At 45.6% G+C, this 14,563-nt stretch carries 19 protein-coding genes; 4 read left to right on the top strand and 15 right to left on the bottom strand.

Annotated elements, in window-relative coordinates:
• Positions 1 to 54 precede the first annotated feature (54 nt).
• From ACQE26_RS15045 to spoVK, 3 genes are all read right to left on the bottom strand, one after another.
• The gene (locus ACQE26_RS15045; protein ID WP_438421998.1) at positions 55 to 1,320 is read right to left on the bottom strand and encodes a methionine gamma-lyase family protein; all 1,266 of its coding nucleotides are present in this window, start codon (positions 1,318 to 1,320) and stop codon (positions 55 to 57) included.
• A gap of 16 nt (positions 1,321 to 1,336) precedes the next feature.
• Positions 1,337 to 2,599, bottom strand: a complete 1,263-nt coding sequence (gene hflX / locus ACQE26_RS15050) for a GTPase HflX (RefSeq protein WP_438421996.1) — start codon at positions 2,597 to 2,599, stop codon at positions 1,337 to 1,339.
• Positions 2,600 to 2,726: 127 nt separating this feature from the next.
• Positions 2,727 to 3,695, bottom strand: coding sequence for a stage V sporulation protein K (gene spoVK / locus ACQE26_RS15055; RefSeq protein WP_438421994.1), 969 nt, complete (start codon positions 3,693 to 3,695; stop codon positions 2,727 to 2,729).
• 307 nt (positions 3,696 to 4,002) lie between these two features.
• Between spoVK and ACQE26_RS15060 the strand changes: the two genes are divergently transcribed.
• Positions 4,003 to 4,761 carry an N-acetylmuramoyl-L-alanine amidase gene (locus ACQE26_RS15060; RefSeq protein WP_500469980.1) on the top strand — a complete coding sequence of 253 codons (759 nt, stop codon included), beginning with the start codon at positions 4,003 to 4,005 and terminating at the stop codon, positions 4,759 to 4,761.
• 48 nt (positions 4,762 to 4,809) lie between these two features.
• Here the strand turns inward: ACQE26_RS15060 and ACQE26_RS15065 are convergent, their stop codons facing one another.
• The 9 genes from ACQE26_RS15065 to ACQE26_RS15105 all read right to left on the bottom strand — a co-directional run bounded on the left by ACQE26_RS15065 (position 4,810) and on the right by ACQE26_RS15105 (position 11,577).
• On the bottom strand, positions 4,810 to 5,430 hold the full coding sequence (locus ACQE26_RS15065) for a hypothetical protein (RefSeq protein ID WP_500469981.1): 621 nt from the start codon (positions 5,428 to 5,430) through the stop codon (positions 4,810 to 4,812).
• A gap of 48 nt (positions 5,431 to 5,478) precedes the next feature.
• Positions 5,479 to 6,468 (bottom strand): class 1b ribonucleoside-diphosphate reductase subunit beta, encoded by a 990-nt coding sequence (nrdF, locus tag ACQE26_RS15070; RefSeq protein WP_047474863.1) that lies wholly within the window; start codon positions 6,466 to 6,468, stop codon positions 5,479 to 5,481.
• Between the two features lie 17 nt (positions 6,469 to 6,485).
• Positions 6,486 to 8,588 (bottom strand): class 1b ribonucleoside-diphosphate reductase subunit alpha, encoded by a 2,103-nt coding sequence (gene nrdE / locus ACQE26_RS15075; RefSeq protein ID WP_007611605.1) that lies wholly within the window; start codon positions 8,586 to 8,588, stop codon positions 6,486 to 6,488.
• Entirely contained in the window at positions 8,548 to 8,940 is a 393-nt protein-coding gene (gene nrdI / locus ACQE26_RS15080) for a class Ib ribonucleoside-diphosphate reductase assembly flavoprotein NrdI (protein WP_016936022.1), read from the bottom strand. Before nrdI ends, nrdE begins: the two co-directional genes overlap by 41 nt.
• Positions 8,941 to 9,199: 259 nt before the next feature.
• Positions 9,200 to 9,415 (bottom strand): hypothetical protein, encoded by a 216-nt coding sequence (locus ACQE26_RS15085; RefSeq protein ID WP_016936023.1) that lies wholly within the window; start codon positions 9,413 to 9,415, stop codon positions 9,200 to 9,202.
• An 82-nt stretch (positions 9,416 to 9,497) separates the two neighbouring features.
• On the bottom strand, positions 9,498 to 9,773 hold the full coding sequence (locus tag ACQE26_RS15090; RefSeq protein ID WP_060962724.1) for a YmzC family protein: 276 nt from the start codon (positions 9,771 to 9,773) through the stop codon (positions 9,498 to 9,500).
• Between the two features lie 95 nt (positions 9,774 to 9,868).
• Entirely contained in the window at positions 9,869 to 10,090 is a 222-nt protein-coding gene (gene hfq, locus ACQE26_RS15095) for an RNA chaperone Hfq (RefSeq protein WP_003154064.1), read from the bottom strand.
• 39 nt (positions 10,091 to 10,129) lie between these two features.
• Positions 10,130 to 11,074, bottom strand: a complete 945-nt coding sequence (gene miaA, locus ACQE26_RS15100; RefSeq protein WP_500469982.1) for a tRNA (adenosine(37)-N6)-dimethylallyltransferase MiaA — start codon at positions 11,072 to 11,074, stop codon at positions 10,130 to 10,132.
• 98 nt (positions 11,075 to 11,172) lie between these two features.
• Positions 11,173 to 11,577 carry a YmaF family protein gene (locus ACQE26_RS15105; protein ID WP_438421987.1) on the bottom strand — a complete coding sequence of 135 codons (405 nt, stop codon included), beginning with the start codon at positions 11,575 to 11,577 and terminating at the stop codon, positions 11,173 to 11,175.
• A 101-nt stretch (positions 11,578 to 11,678) separates the two neighbouring features.
• Between ACQE26_RS15105 and ymaG the strand changes: the two genes are divergently transcribed.
• From ymaG to erbB, 3 genes are all read left to right on the top strand, one after another.
• The gene (ymaG, locus tag ACQE26_RS15110; protein ID WP_438421986.1) at positions 11,679 to 11,993 is read left to right on the top strand and encodes an inner spore coat protein YmaG; all 315 of its coding nucleotides are present in this window, start codon (positions 11,679 to 11,681) and stop codon (positions 11,991 to 11,993) included.
• Between the two features lie 134 nt (positions 11,994 to 12,127).
• The gene (gene erbA, locus ACQE26_RS15115; RefSeq protein WP_016936028.1) at positions 12,128 to 12,442 is read left to right on the top strand and encodes an SMR family multidrug efflux transporter EbrA; all 315 of its coding nucleotides are present in this window, start codon (positions 12,128 to 12,130) and stop codon (positions 12,440 to 12,442) included.
• A 17-nt stretch (positions 12,443 to 12,459) separates the two neighbouring features.
• Positions 12,460 to 12,813, top strand: coding sequence for an SMR family multidrug efflux transporter EbrB (gene erbB, locus ACQE26_RS15120; RefSeq protein WP_223152198.1), 354 nt, complete (start codon positions 12,460 to 12,462; stop codon positions 12,811 to 12,813).
• A 13-nt stretch (positions 12,814 to 12,826) separates the two neighbouring features.
• Here erbB and ACQE26_RS15125 read toward each other — a convergent pair whose 3' ends face one another.
• From ACQE26_RS15125 to ACQE26_RS15135, 3 genes are all read right to left on the bottom strand, one after another.
• The gene (locus ACQE26_RS15125; protein WP_438421984.1) at positions 12,827 to 13,279 is read right to left on the bottom strand and encodes an OsmC family protein; all 453 of its coding nucleotides are present in this window, start codon (positions 13,277 to 13,279) and stop codon (positions 12,827 to 12,829) included.
• A gap of 60 nt (positions 13,280 to 13,339) precedes the next feature.
• Positions 13,340 to 14,047 carry a poly-gamma-glutamate hydrolase family protein gene (locus tag ACQE26_RS15130; RefSeq protein WP_438421983.1) on the bottom strand — a complete coding sequence of 236 codons (708 nt, stop codon included), beginning with the start codon at positions 14,045 to 14,047 and terminating at the stop codon, positions 13,340 to 13,342.
• A gap of 254 nt (positions 14,048 to 14,301) precedes the next feature.
• Positions 14,302 to 14,535, bottom strand: a complete 234-nt coding sequence (locus ACQE26_RS15135; protein WP_060962730.1) for a hypothetical protein — start codon at positions 14,533 to 14,535, stop codon at positions 14,302 to 14,304.
• Positions 14,536 to 14,563: the final 28 nt, after the last annotated feature.

Here is a 14,563-nt window from a genome sequence, read left to right on the forward strand (position 1 = left end):
GTCAACACAATGTAAGGAATCTTAACATCAAATTCTTTGAAAATTGCAAACGGCTCAGATCAGCCCTTTTTCCATTAGAGCATTAACTGCGCTGCAAATCGCATTTTTTACGTGCGCATAGGTTAATCCTCCTTGGACATACGCGACGTAAGGCGGTCTGATAGGGCCATCTGCCGATAATTCAATGCTCGCCCCCTGTACGAAAGTGCCCGCTGCCATAATGACATCGTCTTCATATCCCGGCATATAGCTCGGATAAGGCGTGACATGCGCATTAATCGGAGAAGCGTATTGTATCGCCTGGCAAAAAGCGATCATCTTATCAGGGTCCTGAAACTCAACAGATTGGATCAGATCCGTCCTCGGCGCATCCCATGCAGGGTTTGACGAAAATCCCAGCTTTTCAAGAAAGCGGGCGGTAAATACCGCTCCCTTCAAGCTTTGCGCCACTACGTGCGGAGCGAGAAAGAAACCTTGATACATTTCCTGCAGTGAATAAAGCGATGCGCCGGCTTCACTTCCGATTCCCGGTGAGGTCATCCGGTAAGAGCAGGCTTCAATCCACTTGGCTTTCCCCACAAGGTATCCCCCCGTTTTGGCAAGGCCGCCGCCCGGGTTTTTAATCAGGGAGCCGGCCATAAGATCCGCTCCGACGTGACAGGGTTCCCGCTCTTCCGCAAATTCTCCGTAGCAATTGTCCACAAAAACAATGACATCTTCTTTGATTTCTTTTACGAAACGAATCATCTCTTCAATCTCATTTATCCTGAAAGACGGGCGGTTCGCATATCCTTTTGAACGCTGAATACCGATCACTTTTGTATTCGGACGGATTGCAGCACGGACCGCTTCGAAGTCCACTTTGCCTTCTGTGGTTAAATCGACTGCATGATACCCGATATGAAATTCCTTAAGCGAGCCTGAATACTCCCCGCCTCTCACCCCGACAATTTCTTCGAGTGTGTCGTAAGGCTTGCCTGTGATATAAAGCAATTCGTCTCCGGGTCTCAGCACACCGAACAGCGCGATTGAGATCGCGTGCGTCCCCGAAATGATTTGCGGTCTCACGAGCCCCGCCTCTCCTCCGAACACATCAGCATAGATCTCTTCCAGAGTATCCCGGCCGATGTCATCATAACCGTATCCGGTTGAAGGTGTAAAATGCGTATCGCTTACTTTATGCTTTCTGTAGCTTTGCAGGACTCTCCATTCATTCCGTTCACTGATTTCTTCTATTCTTTTATGAACGGCGGCGATTTCCGCTTCTGTTTCTTCGGCGGTTTTTTGCAATAGAGTGCCGTGTGTCAGTGTCTCAAACATGTTGTGTATACCTTCCTTACATGAATTTCTTCAGTTCTCCAAGTATGCTTTGTTCTTCTTGCACATAACCTGAGACTTCGTAGCGTTCATTTTCTTCATTAAAATAAAGGCTGTCGATCATAGTCTCTGATTTAATGCGCGACATCAATTTGCCTTCAGCGGCGGGTACATGAACTTCATACGGCGTCATCAGCTCCCGGCGCAAATAAGCTTCGATTTCCGCTTTCAATTTCGCTTCATCCCCGGCAATTCTGGCGCTGATCATGAGGTGGCCTTCCCCTGCTGTCGGAATGAAGTCAGGAAGTGTTTCATCCCTTTTGTTATAAGCGGTTAACACCGGAATATCATCTGCTTCAAGCTCTTTTAACAGTCCGAGAACAGTCTGTTCATGCCCGGCATAATCTTCATTGGAAGAATCAATGACATGAATGATCAAGTCAGCTTCCTTCACTTCCTCAAGCGTTGAACGGAAAGCGGCAATCAGCGTTGTCGGCAAATCCTGAATAAAGCCGACCGTATCAGACAAAAGGACGCTGTAACCGCTTGGAAGCGCCATCTTTCTTGTCATGGGATCAAGTGTTGCAAACAGCAGATCTTCTTCATAGCTGTCTGAGCTTGTTAATTTATTGAACCACGTTGATTTTCCGGCATTGGTATATCCGACGAGCGCCGCCTGAAGCACACCATTCTTCTTGCGTCTCTCCCGATAACGGCTTCTGTGGCGGATAACCGTTGACAGCTGCACGTTAATTTCGTGTATGCGGTTTCTAATGTGGCGCCGGTCTGTTTCAAGCTTTGTCTCACCGGGCCCTCTCGTCCCGATTCCGCCGCCTTGTCTGGAGAGATTGATTCCTTGTCCGCTCAGGCGCGGCAGTGCGTATTGAAGCTGGGCCAATTCGATCTGAAGCTTTCCTTCCCTCGTCTTCGCCCTTTTTGCGAAAATATCCAAAATAAGCTGCGTGCGGTCGATGATCTTCGCTTCAATTGCCGTGGCGAGTGATTTAAGCTGGCTCGGTGACAGTTCATCATTAAAAATGACCAGATCCGCTTCAAGCTCTTCACACAGCGCCTTCAGCTCGTCTACTTTCCCCTTGCCTATATATGTAGCGGCATCCGCTCTGTTCCGTTTTTGTGTAATCCGGGTCAGCACCGTTCCGTCAGCCGTTTTTGTCAATGAAGCGAGCTCGTCCATGGAATGTTCAAAGTGCTCGTCGGTCATGTGCGGAAGCTGGCAGCCGACTAAAATGACCGTTTCTTTTTTTTCTTCCTGTTCGTTCAAATGGATGTTCCTTTCTGTGTCGTATTGGGCAGTAGTACTATCATACCAAACCCGCAGGACGTATACCACACATCCGGCGGGTTTTAAAAAGAGAAATAAAAAAGGCCTCTCAAACCGGCTGAGAGGATTATTCATGAGCTGCTGTGTCATCTTTTATAAATAAATCCTGACTCTTGATCGTCATCAGATCGTTTTTTAAGTATTGGTCCCCCATTAAAAGCCTCATGGCCTGAGCGCGGATTGATTTTTCAATCACATTTCTGACAAAGCGTCCGTTGCTGAATTTAATGGGGCTTGTCGTGCTTTTCACCGTCATTAAGTAATCTTTTAACTTCCACTCGGCTTCCTGGCTTAATTGATACTCCCGCTCCGCTATCATGCGCTTTGCAATGTCCATCAGCTGAGCGACAGAATAATCCGGAAAATCGATGCTGATAGGAAAACGCGATTGCAGGCCGGGATTTAATGACAGGAAATGTGTCATTTCTCTCGAGTACCCTGCCAGGATCAGAATAAACTCATGCTGTTTGTCTTCCATATGCTTGACAAGCGTATCAATCGCCTCTTTACCGAAATCCTTTTCCCCGCCCCTTGCAAGTGAGTATGCTTCATCAATGAATAAAATGCCCCCGAGCGATTTTTTAATCAGATCTCTCGTTTTTTGCGCCGTGTGTCCGATGTATTCACCGACCAGATCGGCACGTTCTGCTTCGATCAGATGTCCTTTAGAAAGCACGTTCATTTCGAAGAAAAGCTTGCCGATCAGTCTCGCGACGGTTGTTTTTCCGGTGCCGGGATTGCCTTTGAACATCATATGAAGAGCTTGTTTTCCGACTTTCAGCCCTTGTTCGGCCCGTTTTTGGTTGACGAATATCCACGCATAAATTTCCTTAATGTTGCGCTTCATTTCTTCCATACCCACTAATGTGTTCATTTCTTTTTCAATTTCTTTCAGAATGCTGTGCTTGGCTTCATTTTTTTGCATGGCGGCCTGATATTCCGCCTCAGCTTCCGCATTTGTCAGCACTTGCTTTTGGCCATTAAGAATGATGTTAATTTGTCCGTTGTTTTTATAGGTTACAGCGCGCTCCAACATGCTCACCTCTCTGTTCTCTCTTTATCTTATTCATGATAAAGGCGTTCCGTGACACCCGCCTATCATCATGAGGCCCGATTACCCCTTTTATCTGTCGCATTTTCCGTTCTCTTCGGGAATGATGCTGAATCCTGCGCTTTCCCGAGAAATATTTTTCATTTCTTATTGTATTCAGCTGAAACGGAAGGACAAACCATTTATTTTTATTTTCCGGGAAATGCCGGGCGGATTTCTCATTTTTTTCATGAATGACAGCCGTACAAGCACCTTTTAAATATCATCATATGCTGTAATGAGGTGATGGAGAATGGTTAAAATTTTTTTAGACCCCGGTCATGGCGGAACTGATTCAGGCGCAACCGGAAACGGGCTTCAGGAAAAAGCGGTCACGCTGGAGATCGCGCTGGTTTTGCGCACGATTCTGACGAATGAGTATGAAGGGGTTTCTGTCACGATGAGCAGGACAAGCGATAAGACGGTCAGCCTGACGGAAAGAACGGATGCCGCCAACAGCTGGGGCGCAGATTATTTTTTATCCATTCATATTAACTCAGGAGGCGGAACCGGATTCGAAAGCTATATTTACCCGGGTGTAGGAGCGCCGACCTCGACTTACCAGTCAGCCGTTCACACGCAAGTAATCCAAGCATCCGGTTTTAATGACCGAGGAAAAAAAACAGCCAACTTCCATGTGCTGAGGGAGACAAGTATGCCGGCGATTTTGACGGAGAATGGTTTTGTTGATACGGCAGCTGATGCAAATAAACTGAAAACAGCCAGTTTTATTGAAAGCCTTGCAAGAGGACATGCCAAGGGCTTGGAGCAGGCTTTCGGGCTAAAAAAAAAGCCTGACTTATATAAAGTGCGAATCGGCGCTTTCAATGTGAAAGCAAATGCTGATGCGCTTGCCGCCAATGCGGTGTCTAAAGGTTTTGATGCGATTGTGCTTCCAAAAGACGGCTTATTTAAAGTACAGATTGGTGCATTCTCTTCCAGAGATTATGCTGAATCTTTAGCAGCGCGGGCCAAAAAAGCGGGATTTGATACTGTCATTACGTTAAACTAATGAAAAACCCCTGTTCTCCCTTTTTTAGGAGGAACAGGGGTTTTTCTGTTATTGAAGAATATCGGCGACAAACTGAGACCAAGTTTCAAGCCGCTGATACACGTCTTCTTCTTTTAATTCGTTCACTTTCATCCAGCGGCCGGCGATCTGCTCTTTTTCTTTCACTTCGACTTGTGCTCCAGACGCTAATTGGAGCGCAGAAAGGATACCGATATGAACCTTTCCGACACTGTTTTCATCATCATTGATTAAACCGAGTGTGACAATGTTTTGTTTGTCTTTCTCAAGAATATGCAGTTCTTCTGCTAACTCCCGGTCGGTATTCTGTTTCAGCACCTCCGCAAATGAAGCCGCTCCCTCCATAGGATTCATGTGTCCGCCGAAACCGAGGGAAAGTTTATTATGGAGGCGCGATTCTCCACCGCCCGCGAGCCGCTCATACACAAACACCTCATCATCGCGGCGGATGACGACATACGGAATCGGCTGTTTAAAACGCGGGTCCTCTTCCGCGTCGCCTCTTCTGATTTCTGAAAAATGCTCCTCAATTTGAGCCATAATCTTCACGATACGCTCATCTTCGCTGTTGACTCCCTGGAATGTCAGCGTTTCGTTTTGGAAGACGTCACTCCGCGGCGCGGCTAAGATGATTTCATCCATTTTATCCATGTCGGTTCCTCCTGTCATATTTCTCCATTCAAGCCAAAAGAGCAGATATTATATCTGCTCTTCATCTTGACCGAAATAAAAATCCTCGTCTTTAATCGGTTCTACCGTCGCTTTTTTGTAGCCGTTCCCTTTCATGGAGAAGAAATCATGTGATTTCGTTTTGGTGTTTAATCCGTTTAATACGATCGGATTAATATCCTCTTCTTCAAAGTAAGGATCGAACCCTAAGTTCATCAAAGCTTTATTGGCGTTATAGCGGATGAATTTCTTTACGTCATGAGACAGCCCGACTTGATCGTACAGATCCTCGGTATACTCAAGCTCATTGTGATAAAGCTCTTCTAAAAGCTCAATCGCAAATTCACGAAGTTCCGCCTTTTTCGCTTCTGTTTGTTTATTGTATATTTCTTGGGCAAGCAGTCCGACATAGACGCCGTGGATCGCTTCATCACGAAGAATCAGGTTGATGATTTCACCGCTTTGCATCAGTTTTCCCTGTCCGTAGAAATATAACGGATAATAGAAACCGCTGTAGAAAAGGAAGCTTTCTAAGTAAACGGAAGCGACCATCGCTTTAAACAGCGAAATCTCATCGTCTTTTTTGATAGCGCGGTACAGTCCGACGACGGTTTGGGCTTTTTTCTGCAGGTACTTATTCTGCTTTACCCATTCAAACACTTCGTTGATCGTTTCAGTCGGAGCAAGTGTCATAAAAATATTTGAATATGATTTTGCGTGCACCGCGTTTTCCATCATCGCCATGAAATTAAGAACCGCTTTTCGCTGATGGCCTTCTACGTGCTCGGCCACAATCGGCATGCCCGTGTTCCCCTGCTCTGTATCAAGCAGTGTCAGGCCGGCGAGCACCTTCATGTACGTATCCTGCTCATTTTTACCCAAGTACTTCCAAGTGAGGAGATCGCCGTTTAATGCGATCTCTTCGGGAAGCCAGAACTGCTTTACGTTTTGGTTGTAAAACATTTGGGTAAAATCATCTTCATGCTTTGACCAGTTTGCTGCGTCATAAATTTTTGTCACTGTAAACTCTCCTTTAATCAAACGACACAAGAAAGACAGCTGTCCTGCCCGGTATCTTTCGTTCTTGCATAGTAAATGGTTTTGATGCCTCTATGGTGGGCATACAGATCAATACGGTTCAGATCACGAGTTGTCATCGTATCTTTCAAAAACAGGGTAAAGCTGATTCCCTGATCGATATGCTGCTGGATTGTCGCGATCATATCCACCACTTTGAACATGTCCATATCATAAGCTTCTTTGTAGAAGAACCAGTTATTAGACGCTAACCCCGGCATCGGGTAATACGTTTTGGAGTTTCCGTATGTTCTTTCCTCAATCCGTTCCATAATCGGCATAACGGATGCCGTGCTGGATTGGACGTAGGAAATGGAGCCTGTCGGCGCGATACACAGTCTGTAGCTGTGGTACATGCCGTTTTCAGCGACAAACGCCTTCAGCTCTTTCCAGTCTTCGATTGTCGGGATGTGCATGCCTTCAAAGAGCGCAGCGATTTTTTCGTATGCCGGCGAGAATTCTTTTTCAATATATTTATTGAAATATTCTCCCGTTGCATAAGTGGAGCCTTCATAATGCTCAAACGTTTCGCCTTTTTCTTTTGCAAGCTCAGCTGAACGCTGGATGGAATAAAAGTTCACCATCATAAAGAACGTATTCGCGAAATCTCTTGCTTCCGGGCTTTCGTAAGCAATGCCGTTTTGGGCAAGGTAGCCGTGCAGGTTCATCGCGCCTAGACCGATCGACTTCATCGCTTTGTTTGCGCGTCTGACTGCCGGCGCGTTGCGGATATCCGTCGTCTCGGACACATGAGTCAGGGAATCCGTCGCGAGTTTCACCGTGCGCTCAATCGATTTATGTTTCATGACATTTAAAATATTTAAAGAACCAAGGTTGCAGGAAATGTCCAGGCCGATTTCGTCTTCCTCGTCATAATCTGTGTAAGCCGAAACCTGTGATGCCTGAAGCACCTCAGAGCAAAGGTTCGAGAATTTTACTTTTGATACGTGGTTATTCGCGTGCTCTTTGTTTACGTTATCCTGGAACATAATGTACGGATAGCCTGACTCAGAACGGAGAACGGCAAGCTTTTCAAGCAATTTGCGCGCATTCACTTTTTCTTTTTTGACGCGCGGGTTGTCGACAAGCTCCTCATACATCGCTGTCATGTCCATTTCGTCCATATGCTGGCCGTATTCTTTATAAATCGTATGAGGATAAAAGACATAAGCGGCTTTATCCTCACGCGCAAGCTCGACAAACTTGTCCGGAATCACGACGCCGATGGAAAGGGTTTTAACGCGGACATCTTCATCAGCCGAGATTTTTTTCGTATCAAGAAAGTCATTAATATCCCGGTGGAAGATGTTCAGGTATGCCGCGCCTGAGCCTTGTCTCTGCCCCATTTGGTCAGCGTAGCGGAACGCATTATCAAGAAGCTTCATCACGCCTACGACGCCTTTTGTGGCGTTTTCCACATCTTTAATCGCTTCACCTTTCGCACGGAGCTTAGACAGGTTAAGAGAAACCCCGCCGCCCAATTTAGAAAGCTGCATGGAGATGTCGATCGCTCTTGAGATGTCGTTTAAGGAATCATTGACTTCCAAGAGGAAACAGCTGACAAGCTCTCCGCGGCGTTTGCGGCCCGCATTTAAGAATGTCGGCGTGCTCGGCTGATATTCCTGATTGATCATCAGATTCACATATTCTTTCGCTTTCTCAGTGTCGCCGTTTGCGAAGAACAGCGCAACAATTGAGATCCGGTCCTCGTAACGCTCGAGGATTCTTTTTTTGTCATTCGTTTTCAAAGCATAGTCATTATAGAATTTAAACGCACTCATGAAGGAAGGAAAACGAAACTTCTTTGCGTAAGCTGTCTTAAACACTTCTTTAATGTCTTCAAAAGAATACAGGCTTAAGAATTCTTCTTCGTAGTATTGGTTTTCAATTAAATAATCCAGCTTCTCTTTCAAATCGTGAAAGTAAACTGTGTTTTGGTTGATATAGTCAACAAAATAGCTATGTACAGCCTCTTTATCTTTATCAAACTGGAATTTTCCATCTTGTTGGATCATAATTTCGTTATTTAACTGAATCCATTTTGGCACTTGGTTTTGTGACAACTTTTTCTACCTCCTGAGTAAACAATTCAACGTCTTTCGCTGTGCCGCTGAGTTCAAATTTGTGCAAGATCGGCACCTGATATTGTCTTGAAATGGTATCGGCGCTTTTTGCAAAGTTATCGCCCCATACTTTGTTGCCGCTCGCAGCGACTCCTAATAAGAGATGGGCGTATTTTTCGAGAAATGATTGTGTTGATGCCGGTACCTGACCGAAGTTTGTCGTGTAGGTGACCAAAACAAACGGAGTGTCCACGTGGTCCATTTCATCCACCTTGCGGATCAGCTGAAAGTCTGTTTTATTCACAAAACGCTGAACATTCCCTGTCTTTGAATCAAATATGATTTGAACCATCCTTATCACGACCTATCAAAAATAATGAATCTCTTAACACTATATATAGTATACTAACCTCTCAGAAAAACACAACATATTGAGATCGATTTATAAAAAGTTCATATTTTTGAAAGAGCGGACCTTGGTTCTGCCCCGATTAACGCCCAAAAAAGAGAGCAGAACGAGAATCATCTCTCATCCTACTCAAGGTGTCATGTGTAAGCCGATGTCTATCATAACATGAAAAAAAACTGCTTAGTAGTCTAGACTTTTATTCTTATTTTTTGTAAGAATCACATTTTTTTTCGCTTTCAACGGTCTCTTCTATTTCCGCATCAGCACCGATTTCTTTCAGCACAGCTTTCAGAGCGCTTGTGATGGAAGCCTCTCTGAGCAGTTCTTTGCCGTCAACAATGATGCTGGTTCCATATTCATAGCAGGAATCATCTTCACAGGTTTCTTCCCAATGGTTGATTATCACCTTGTGTTTCAATCGTCTCACCCTCTGCATGATCAATGTCAGTACCTAGTGTAGCTTGTGCGGCCCGCTTTGTAAATTCGAAAGCTTGTGAAATTTATTCAAGCTCATCTAACGTCGTTTCTTTTTTCAGTTCGACTTTATTTGTTTTTTCGTTGTAACGATATATTTTTAAATAACCGTCTTCGACGACGCCGAAATGGTTATGCTCCAGCTGCACCGTGCCTTCTGTCTGCGGTTCGGCATCCGCCGAGCCGCCGTCATCATCCGTCACCACCGTTTCATGATTGCTGCATGCTCCAAACAGCAAAAAAACAGCGATCCAGACGAGCGTTATCCTGATTCTTCTCAGTTCATTCTCACTTTCGAACATTGTTTTCCAAGCCCCCTTTTATGTTGCCGATATACAGCCGGCAATATACAGATGCGCATAGAAAAAGACCATTGTTCATGGTCTTTGACAAAAGTTTATTCAAGCTCAAGCTGAACGTTTTTTTGCGGGGCGAACGTGGAGATGGCATGTTTATAAATAAGCTGCTGCTTCCCCTCCGTTTCGAGTAAGACGGTAAAGTTGTCAAAGCCTTTTACCTGGCCGCGAAGCTGAAAGCCGTTGAGTAAAAATACCGTGACGAACGTATTGTCTTTTCGGATTTGATTCAAAAACTGATCCTGAATATTAATCGGTTTCATGTTTCGTCCTCCTTGGTTCTCAATACAATACTGTTTCGATTAAATTTCCAGTTTTCCTGCTATACACTCGAAAATTTCCTTTTTTTTCTGTTCAAGATCAACAGGCGGCGTCATATCGGTCCATGAAACGGACATTTTATTGCGAAACCAGGTCAGCTGGCGTTTCGCATAACGTCTTGAATTTTGTTTTAATTGCTCCACGGCCTGAGGAAGCGGCACTTTTCCATCAAGATATTCATACAGCTCTTTATAGCCGATCGCCTGAATCGATTGGCTGTCCCGAATATTCATATCATACAGCCGCTTGACTTCCTCAAGAAGGCCGGCTTCCATCATAAGGTCAACACGCTCGTTAATCCGGCTGTACAGCACTTCTCTGTCCATTGTAAGACCGATGAGCACCGCATTGTAAAGCAGCTCCCGTTTTTGGGTTTTAAGATGTTCTGACATTGTTTTTCCCGATATGTGCAGAATTTCGAGCGCGCGGATGACTCTTCGCGTATTGTTTTGATGAATGGCTGCCGCTGCTTCCGGATCGGCCGCCGCAAGTTTAGCATGAAGAGCCTCAGCCCCTTCCTCGGCAGCCAGTTTCTCCATGCGCTCCCGGAATACAGGGTCGCCGGAGTTTTCCGTGAACGTATAGTCATACAGCACGGACTGAATGTACAGACCCGTCCCCCCGACAATCATCGGCAGCTTTCCTCTGGCGGCAATCTCGCTGATTTTTTCTCTCACCATTTTTTGATAATCGGCCGTTGAAAAAGTGTCGGACGGCTCCAAAATATCAATCAGGTGATGCGGCACGCCTTCTGTCTCTTCTTCGGTGACTTTGGCCGTTCCGATGTCCATCCCTTTATATACCTGCATGGAATCCCCGCTGATGATTTCCGCATTCAGCATTTTTGCGAGTCCGATGCTCAGTTTTGTTTTTCCGACTGCCGTCGGTCCGACGAGTATGACGACAGGCTGTTTTTTATTTTTCAATATGTATCACTCTCTTTTATAAATCTCCCCCTAATTATAGCATTCATTGCTCCATGCACCTATCCATTTTGCCCTTTTTCCTGAGCGCTAAACGTCCGCTACCACCCGATCGGCTCGTTGCCGACAACCTCTCTCGTTTTTCCTTTGAGTGTATGGCGGTGCGTTTTCCGTCCTTCCTCCCGCGGATCGTAAACGACGCCGCCGTACTGGATCTGAATCGGCTCATTGTAGGCGGCAAAGGTGGTCTCTGAAAGCTCATGGTAATGCGTTCCGTCAGCCCTCGGAATGGCAGGGCCGGAAATACCGTAATATCTGTGGAAATGCCCGTTTTCAAATGAGGTGATGCCCGTATAGAAATGTGTATGCTGATCTGTATTGCTGCCGTTCTCAGGCTGTGAGAAGCCTTCGATCAAATGGTAATGCCCCTGCACAACATCCGTTACAGCCCGGTAAGCGTGTGTGTGCGGAGGTTTTTTTGACCAATCGGACTGATACAGGCCCACAAAAGCTCACTCCTTTATTTTTTTGATAAACGCCCAATCAAAAATTGGTGGGCTGAATACTCTGTTATCATCTAAAATTTATTCTTGGAGGTACCTTAATTATGAATGAAGAATACGCATACGCAGCAGATAGTGAAATGAGACAGTTTGGACGGCCAGGATTTGGTTTTGGCCGGCCGGGCTTCGGGTTCGGACGTCCCGGATTCGGCTTTGGATTCGGACGGCCGGGTTTTGGTTTTGGCCGGCCTTGGTTTGGCCGCCCTTGGTTTGGCTATGGATTCGGACGTCCGTTTGGATTTTTCGGCGGTCCGTTTGCCGGAGGGCTTGTCGGGGGTCTGGTCGGAAGCGCCTTATTAAATCCGTATCTGTACGGCGGTTTCGGCTATCCGTACGGAGGTTATCCGTATTACTACTAATCAAAAAGGGCTCCTTTCAGGGGCCTTTTTATATAGGCCGAATGTCTTGACTTGCCGGGTAAAGATCGGATATTATTTTATTTTACTGCCTTAAACAAAAGGCATGAAAGATGATGATGAGAGGGGGATTGGATATGATTCTGGGTTATATCTTCCTCACAATTGCTATTTTATCAGAGTCAATGGGTGCGGCCATGCTGAAGGTCTCCCGCGGATTTACGCGGTTTGTGCCGAGCGCGCTTGTAGTGGCTGGCTATTCATTGGCCTTTTATATGCTTTCACTGACACTGAATCTTATTCCGCTCAGCTTATCCTACGCTACATGGAGCGGGGCCGGAACGGTGCTTGCGTCCATTATCGGAGCGAAGTGGTTCCAGGAAAAACTGGACAAGCAGGCCGTCATCGGACTCTTTTTCTTATTGGCCGGTGTCATTTTGATGAATTGGTAGAAAGGAGAGGCATGGTGATGAAAGGATTACTTTGCTTGGCATTAGCCATTGTATCAGAAGTGTTCGGGAGCACGATGCTGAAGCTGTCGGACGGTTTTACGCACCTGTGGCCCGCTCTCGGCGTCATTGCCGGAATCGGAGCCTCTTTTATGTTTTTGAGCTTCTCATTGAAAAGCCTTGATTTATCCACCGCATACGCGACATGGTCAGGTGTCGGCACGGCTTTAACTGCAATCGTCGGCTTTATTGTTTTTAAGGAAGCCATGACGATCAAAATGATGGCCGGTCTTGTGTTGGTCATCACGGGCGTCATCCTGCTCAACCGTTCCAAATCTCAAAAAACGAAAAAAAATCAAACGGCCCGGAGCTGACCGTTTGATTTCGTCATGCGCGGGCGGCTTTTACTTCAACCTCAAGCTCCATCTCCACGTTTCCCTGAACCGCTCGTGAAATCATACACGACGATTCCGCTTTTTGCGCTAACTTCCCGGCCAGTGCAAAATCCGTTTCGTTTGCATCCGGCTTTAATAATATAAACGGGCGGTGAATGATTTTTTGATACGTGAACACACCGTTTGTTACATCTACAATTCCTTCAGATTCCATATGTAAATCTTCTTTATCCAGACCGCTTCTTTCCATCATTGCCGCCAGCGTTATAATATAGCAGGTCGCGGCCGCTCCAAGCAGCATCTCATCAGGATTTGTGCCTTCTCCCGGACCGTCCATTTCCTTAGGAATGGACACAGCCGTTTCCAGCCGGCCGCTTTTAATATCGCCGACGTCATTCCGATTTCCGGGCCAATTTGCTTTTAAATAAAAATGATGTTTTGCCAAGGGACCATCCTCCTTTTTTTCAAGTTTACTCATCTTACACTGGTTTGTCTTATGATAAGCTCATGAATACTCTTGATTGATCACTCTTTTTATCGTACGGACAAACCGGTAAAATTCGTCTGTTTTTGTGAATTCTCTTTCACGGTAGTCGAAATTATCAAAAAACGCTTCCCGCTGTTCTCTGCTGATCTCAAGCTGTATGCTCAGACCTGTTTGCGCCTGATTATTGATATTTTCTGTGTCAACCCCGGCCAGACCGGTTTTTGAGGTTGCCAATTCTGCAGGAAATCCATTTCGTTTGAAAGCTCTCACCAATTTTTCCGCCCGCTTCCGGTCGCTTCCTCCGACAAGGGTATTTTTCTCGTCGCCTTTATAACCGTGAACTGCGATCACATAATGGTGCTGCTTAATGCTTTCCACGGCTAAAGGCTCATCGAACTTGGTGCTCGTAATATGAAGAGTTTGATTATCATGCGCTTTTAATCCCTCAAACAGGTAGGTTGAATAATCATCTCTGAAAGAGCGGACGATCTCGCTCACCCCGCCCTCAATTCTCCCTCCGTGCGGCGACATGATCAATACAGGGCTCCCCTTTCGCTTATTGTACGATATATGATAATCGTCGGGGTCTTCATGTTCAGCCAGATCTTTAAAATCTGTGTATGTATCTGAAGAATTCGAGGGATCAGGGTCTGACGCATAGTGAGCGCATCTTATTAGTAAGACCATTGCTACGATAATGATGACATTAAGTAAAATTCTTTTCATCAGCTCTCCTTCTTTGCTCCTTTCTGAAAAATGAGATATTCATTATTTGGATTTTTGTCAATAGGTCTTATCTTAACATTCTATTAACATTATCATCAGTGAAAAACTTCCCGGTTTCGAAAAATCAATGGATGGTCACGGTTCAAGCGCTCAAATGCCGGGCATCAGTGAAAAAAGGTTGAGAGAGGCAAAAAAAAAGGGAGGAACGCCCGAATTTTCAGGGGCGGGAGATTCACAGCCGGAAACAGACGGCATCAAGAATACGCTTTTAAAAATGAATATCCGTCTCCCGAAGCAAATGCGCAGGACAGAATGGAGCCCGTCAAAAAAGTTCTCATCTGCCTTTTTGTACAGCAAAATGCCGTTACAGCCCGCTCATCCCCTTTTTTAATAATAATGGTCCGTTTTGAAATGGAGCCGTCTTTTTTCATATATATAATATCAATCGGAAGCTGCTTTTCCAAGGAATGTCTCAATATCATGTTCATGTATATACCTCCTTCTGTCGGTTTCATT

Source organism: Bacillus sp. 5RYD7K (assembly GCF_059831465.1).

Excerpts from the sequence above, each read along its gene's own strand:
- ACQE26_RS15045 (WP_438421998.1), bottom strand. The coding sequence starts at position 1,320 with ATGTTTGAGACACTGACACACGGCACTCTATTGCAAAAAACCGCCGAA.
- spoVK (WP_438421994.1), bottom strand. The coding sequence starts at position 3,695 with ATGTTGGAGCGCGCTGTAACCTATAAAAACAACGGACAAATTAACATC.
- ACQE26_RS15060 (WP_500469980.1), top strand. The coding sequence starts at position 4,003 with ATGGTTAAAATTTTTTTAGACCCCGGTCATGGCGGAACTGATTCAGGC.
- ACQE26_RS15065 (WP_500469981.1), bottom strand. The coding sequence starts at position 5,430 with ATGGATAAAATGGATGAAATCATCTTAGCCGCGCCGCGGAGTGACGTC.
- nrdI (WP_016936022.1), bottom strand. The coding sequence starts at position 8,940 with ATGGTTCAAATCATATTTGATTCAAAGACAGGGAATGTTCAGCGTTTT.
- ACQE26_RS15090 (WP_060962724.1), bottom strand. The coding sequence starts at position 9,773 with ATGTTCGAAAGTGAGAATGAACTGAGAAGAATCAGGATAACGCTCGTC.
- hfq (WP_003154064.1), bottom strand. The coding sequence starts at position 10,090 with ATGAAACCGATTAATATTCAGGATCAGTTTTTGAATCAAATCCGAAAA.
- ymaG (WP_438421986.1), top strand. The coding sequence starts at position 11,679 with ATGAATGAAGAATACGCATACGCAGCAGATAGTGAAATGAGACAGTTT.
- erbA (WP_016936028.1), top strand. The coding sequence starts at position 12,128 with ATGATTCTGGGTTATATCTTCCTCACAATTGCTATTTTATCAGAGTCA.
- erbB (WP_223152198.1), top strand. The coding sequence starts at position 12,460 with ATGAAAGGATTACTTTGCTTGGCATTAGCCATTGTATCAGAAGTGTTC.
- ACQE26_RS15130 (WP_438421983.1), bottom strand. The coding sequence starts at position 14,047 with ATGAAAAGAATTTTACTTAATGTCATCATTATCGTAGCAATGGTCTTA.
- ACQE26_RS15135 (WP_060962730.1), bottom strand. The coding sequence starts at position 14,535 with ATGAACATGATATTGAGACATTCCTTGGAAAAGCAGCTTCCGATTGAT.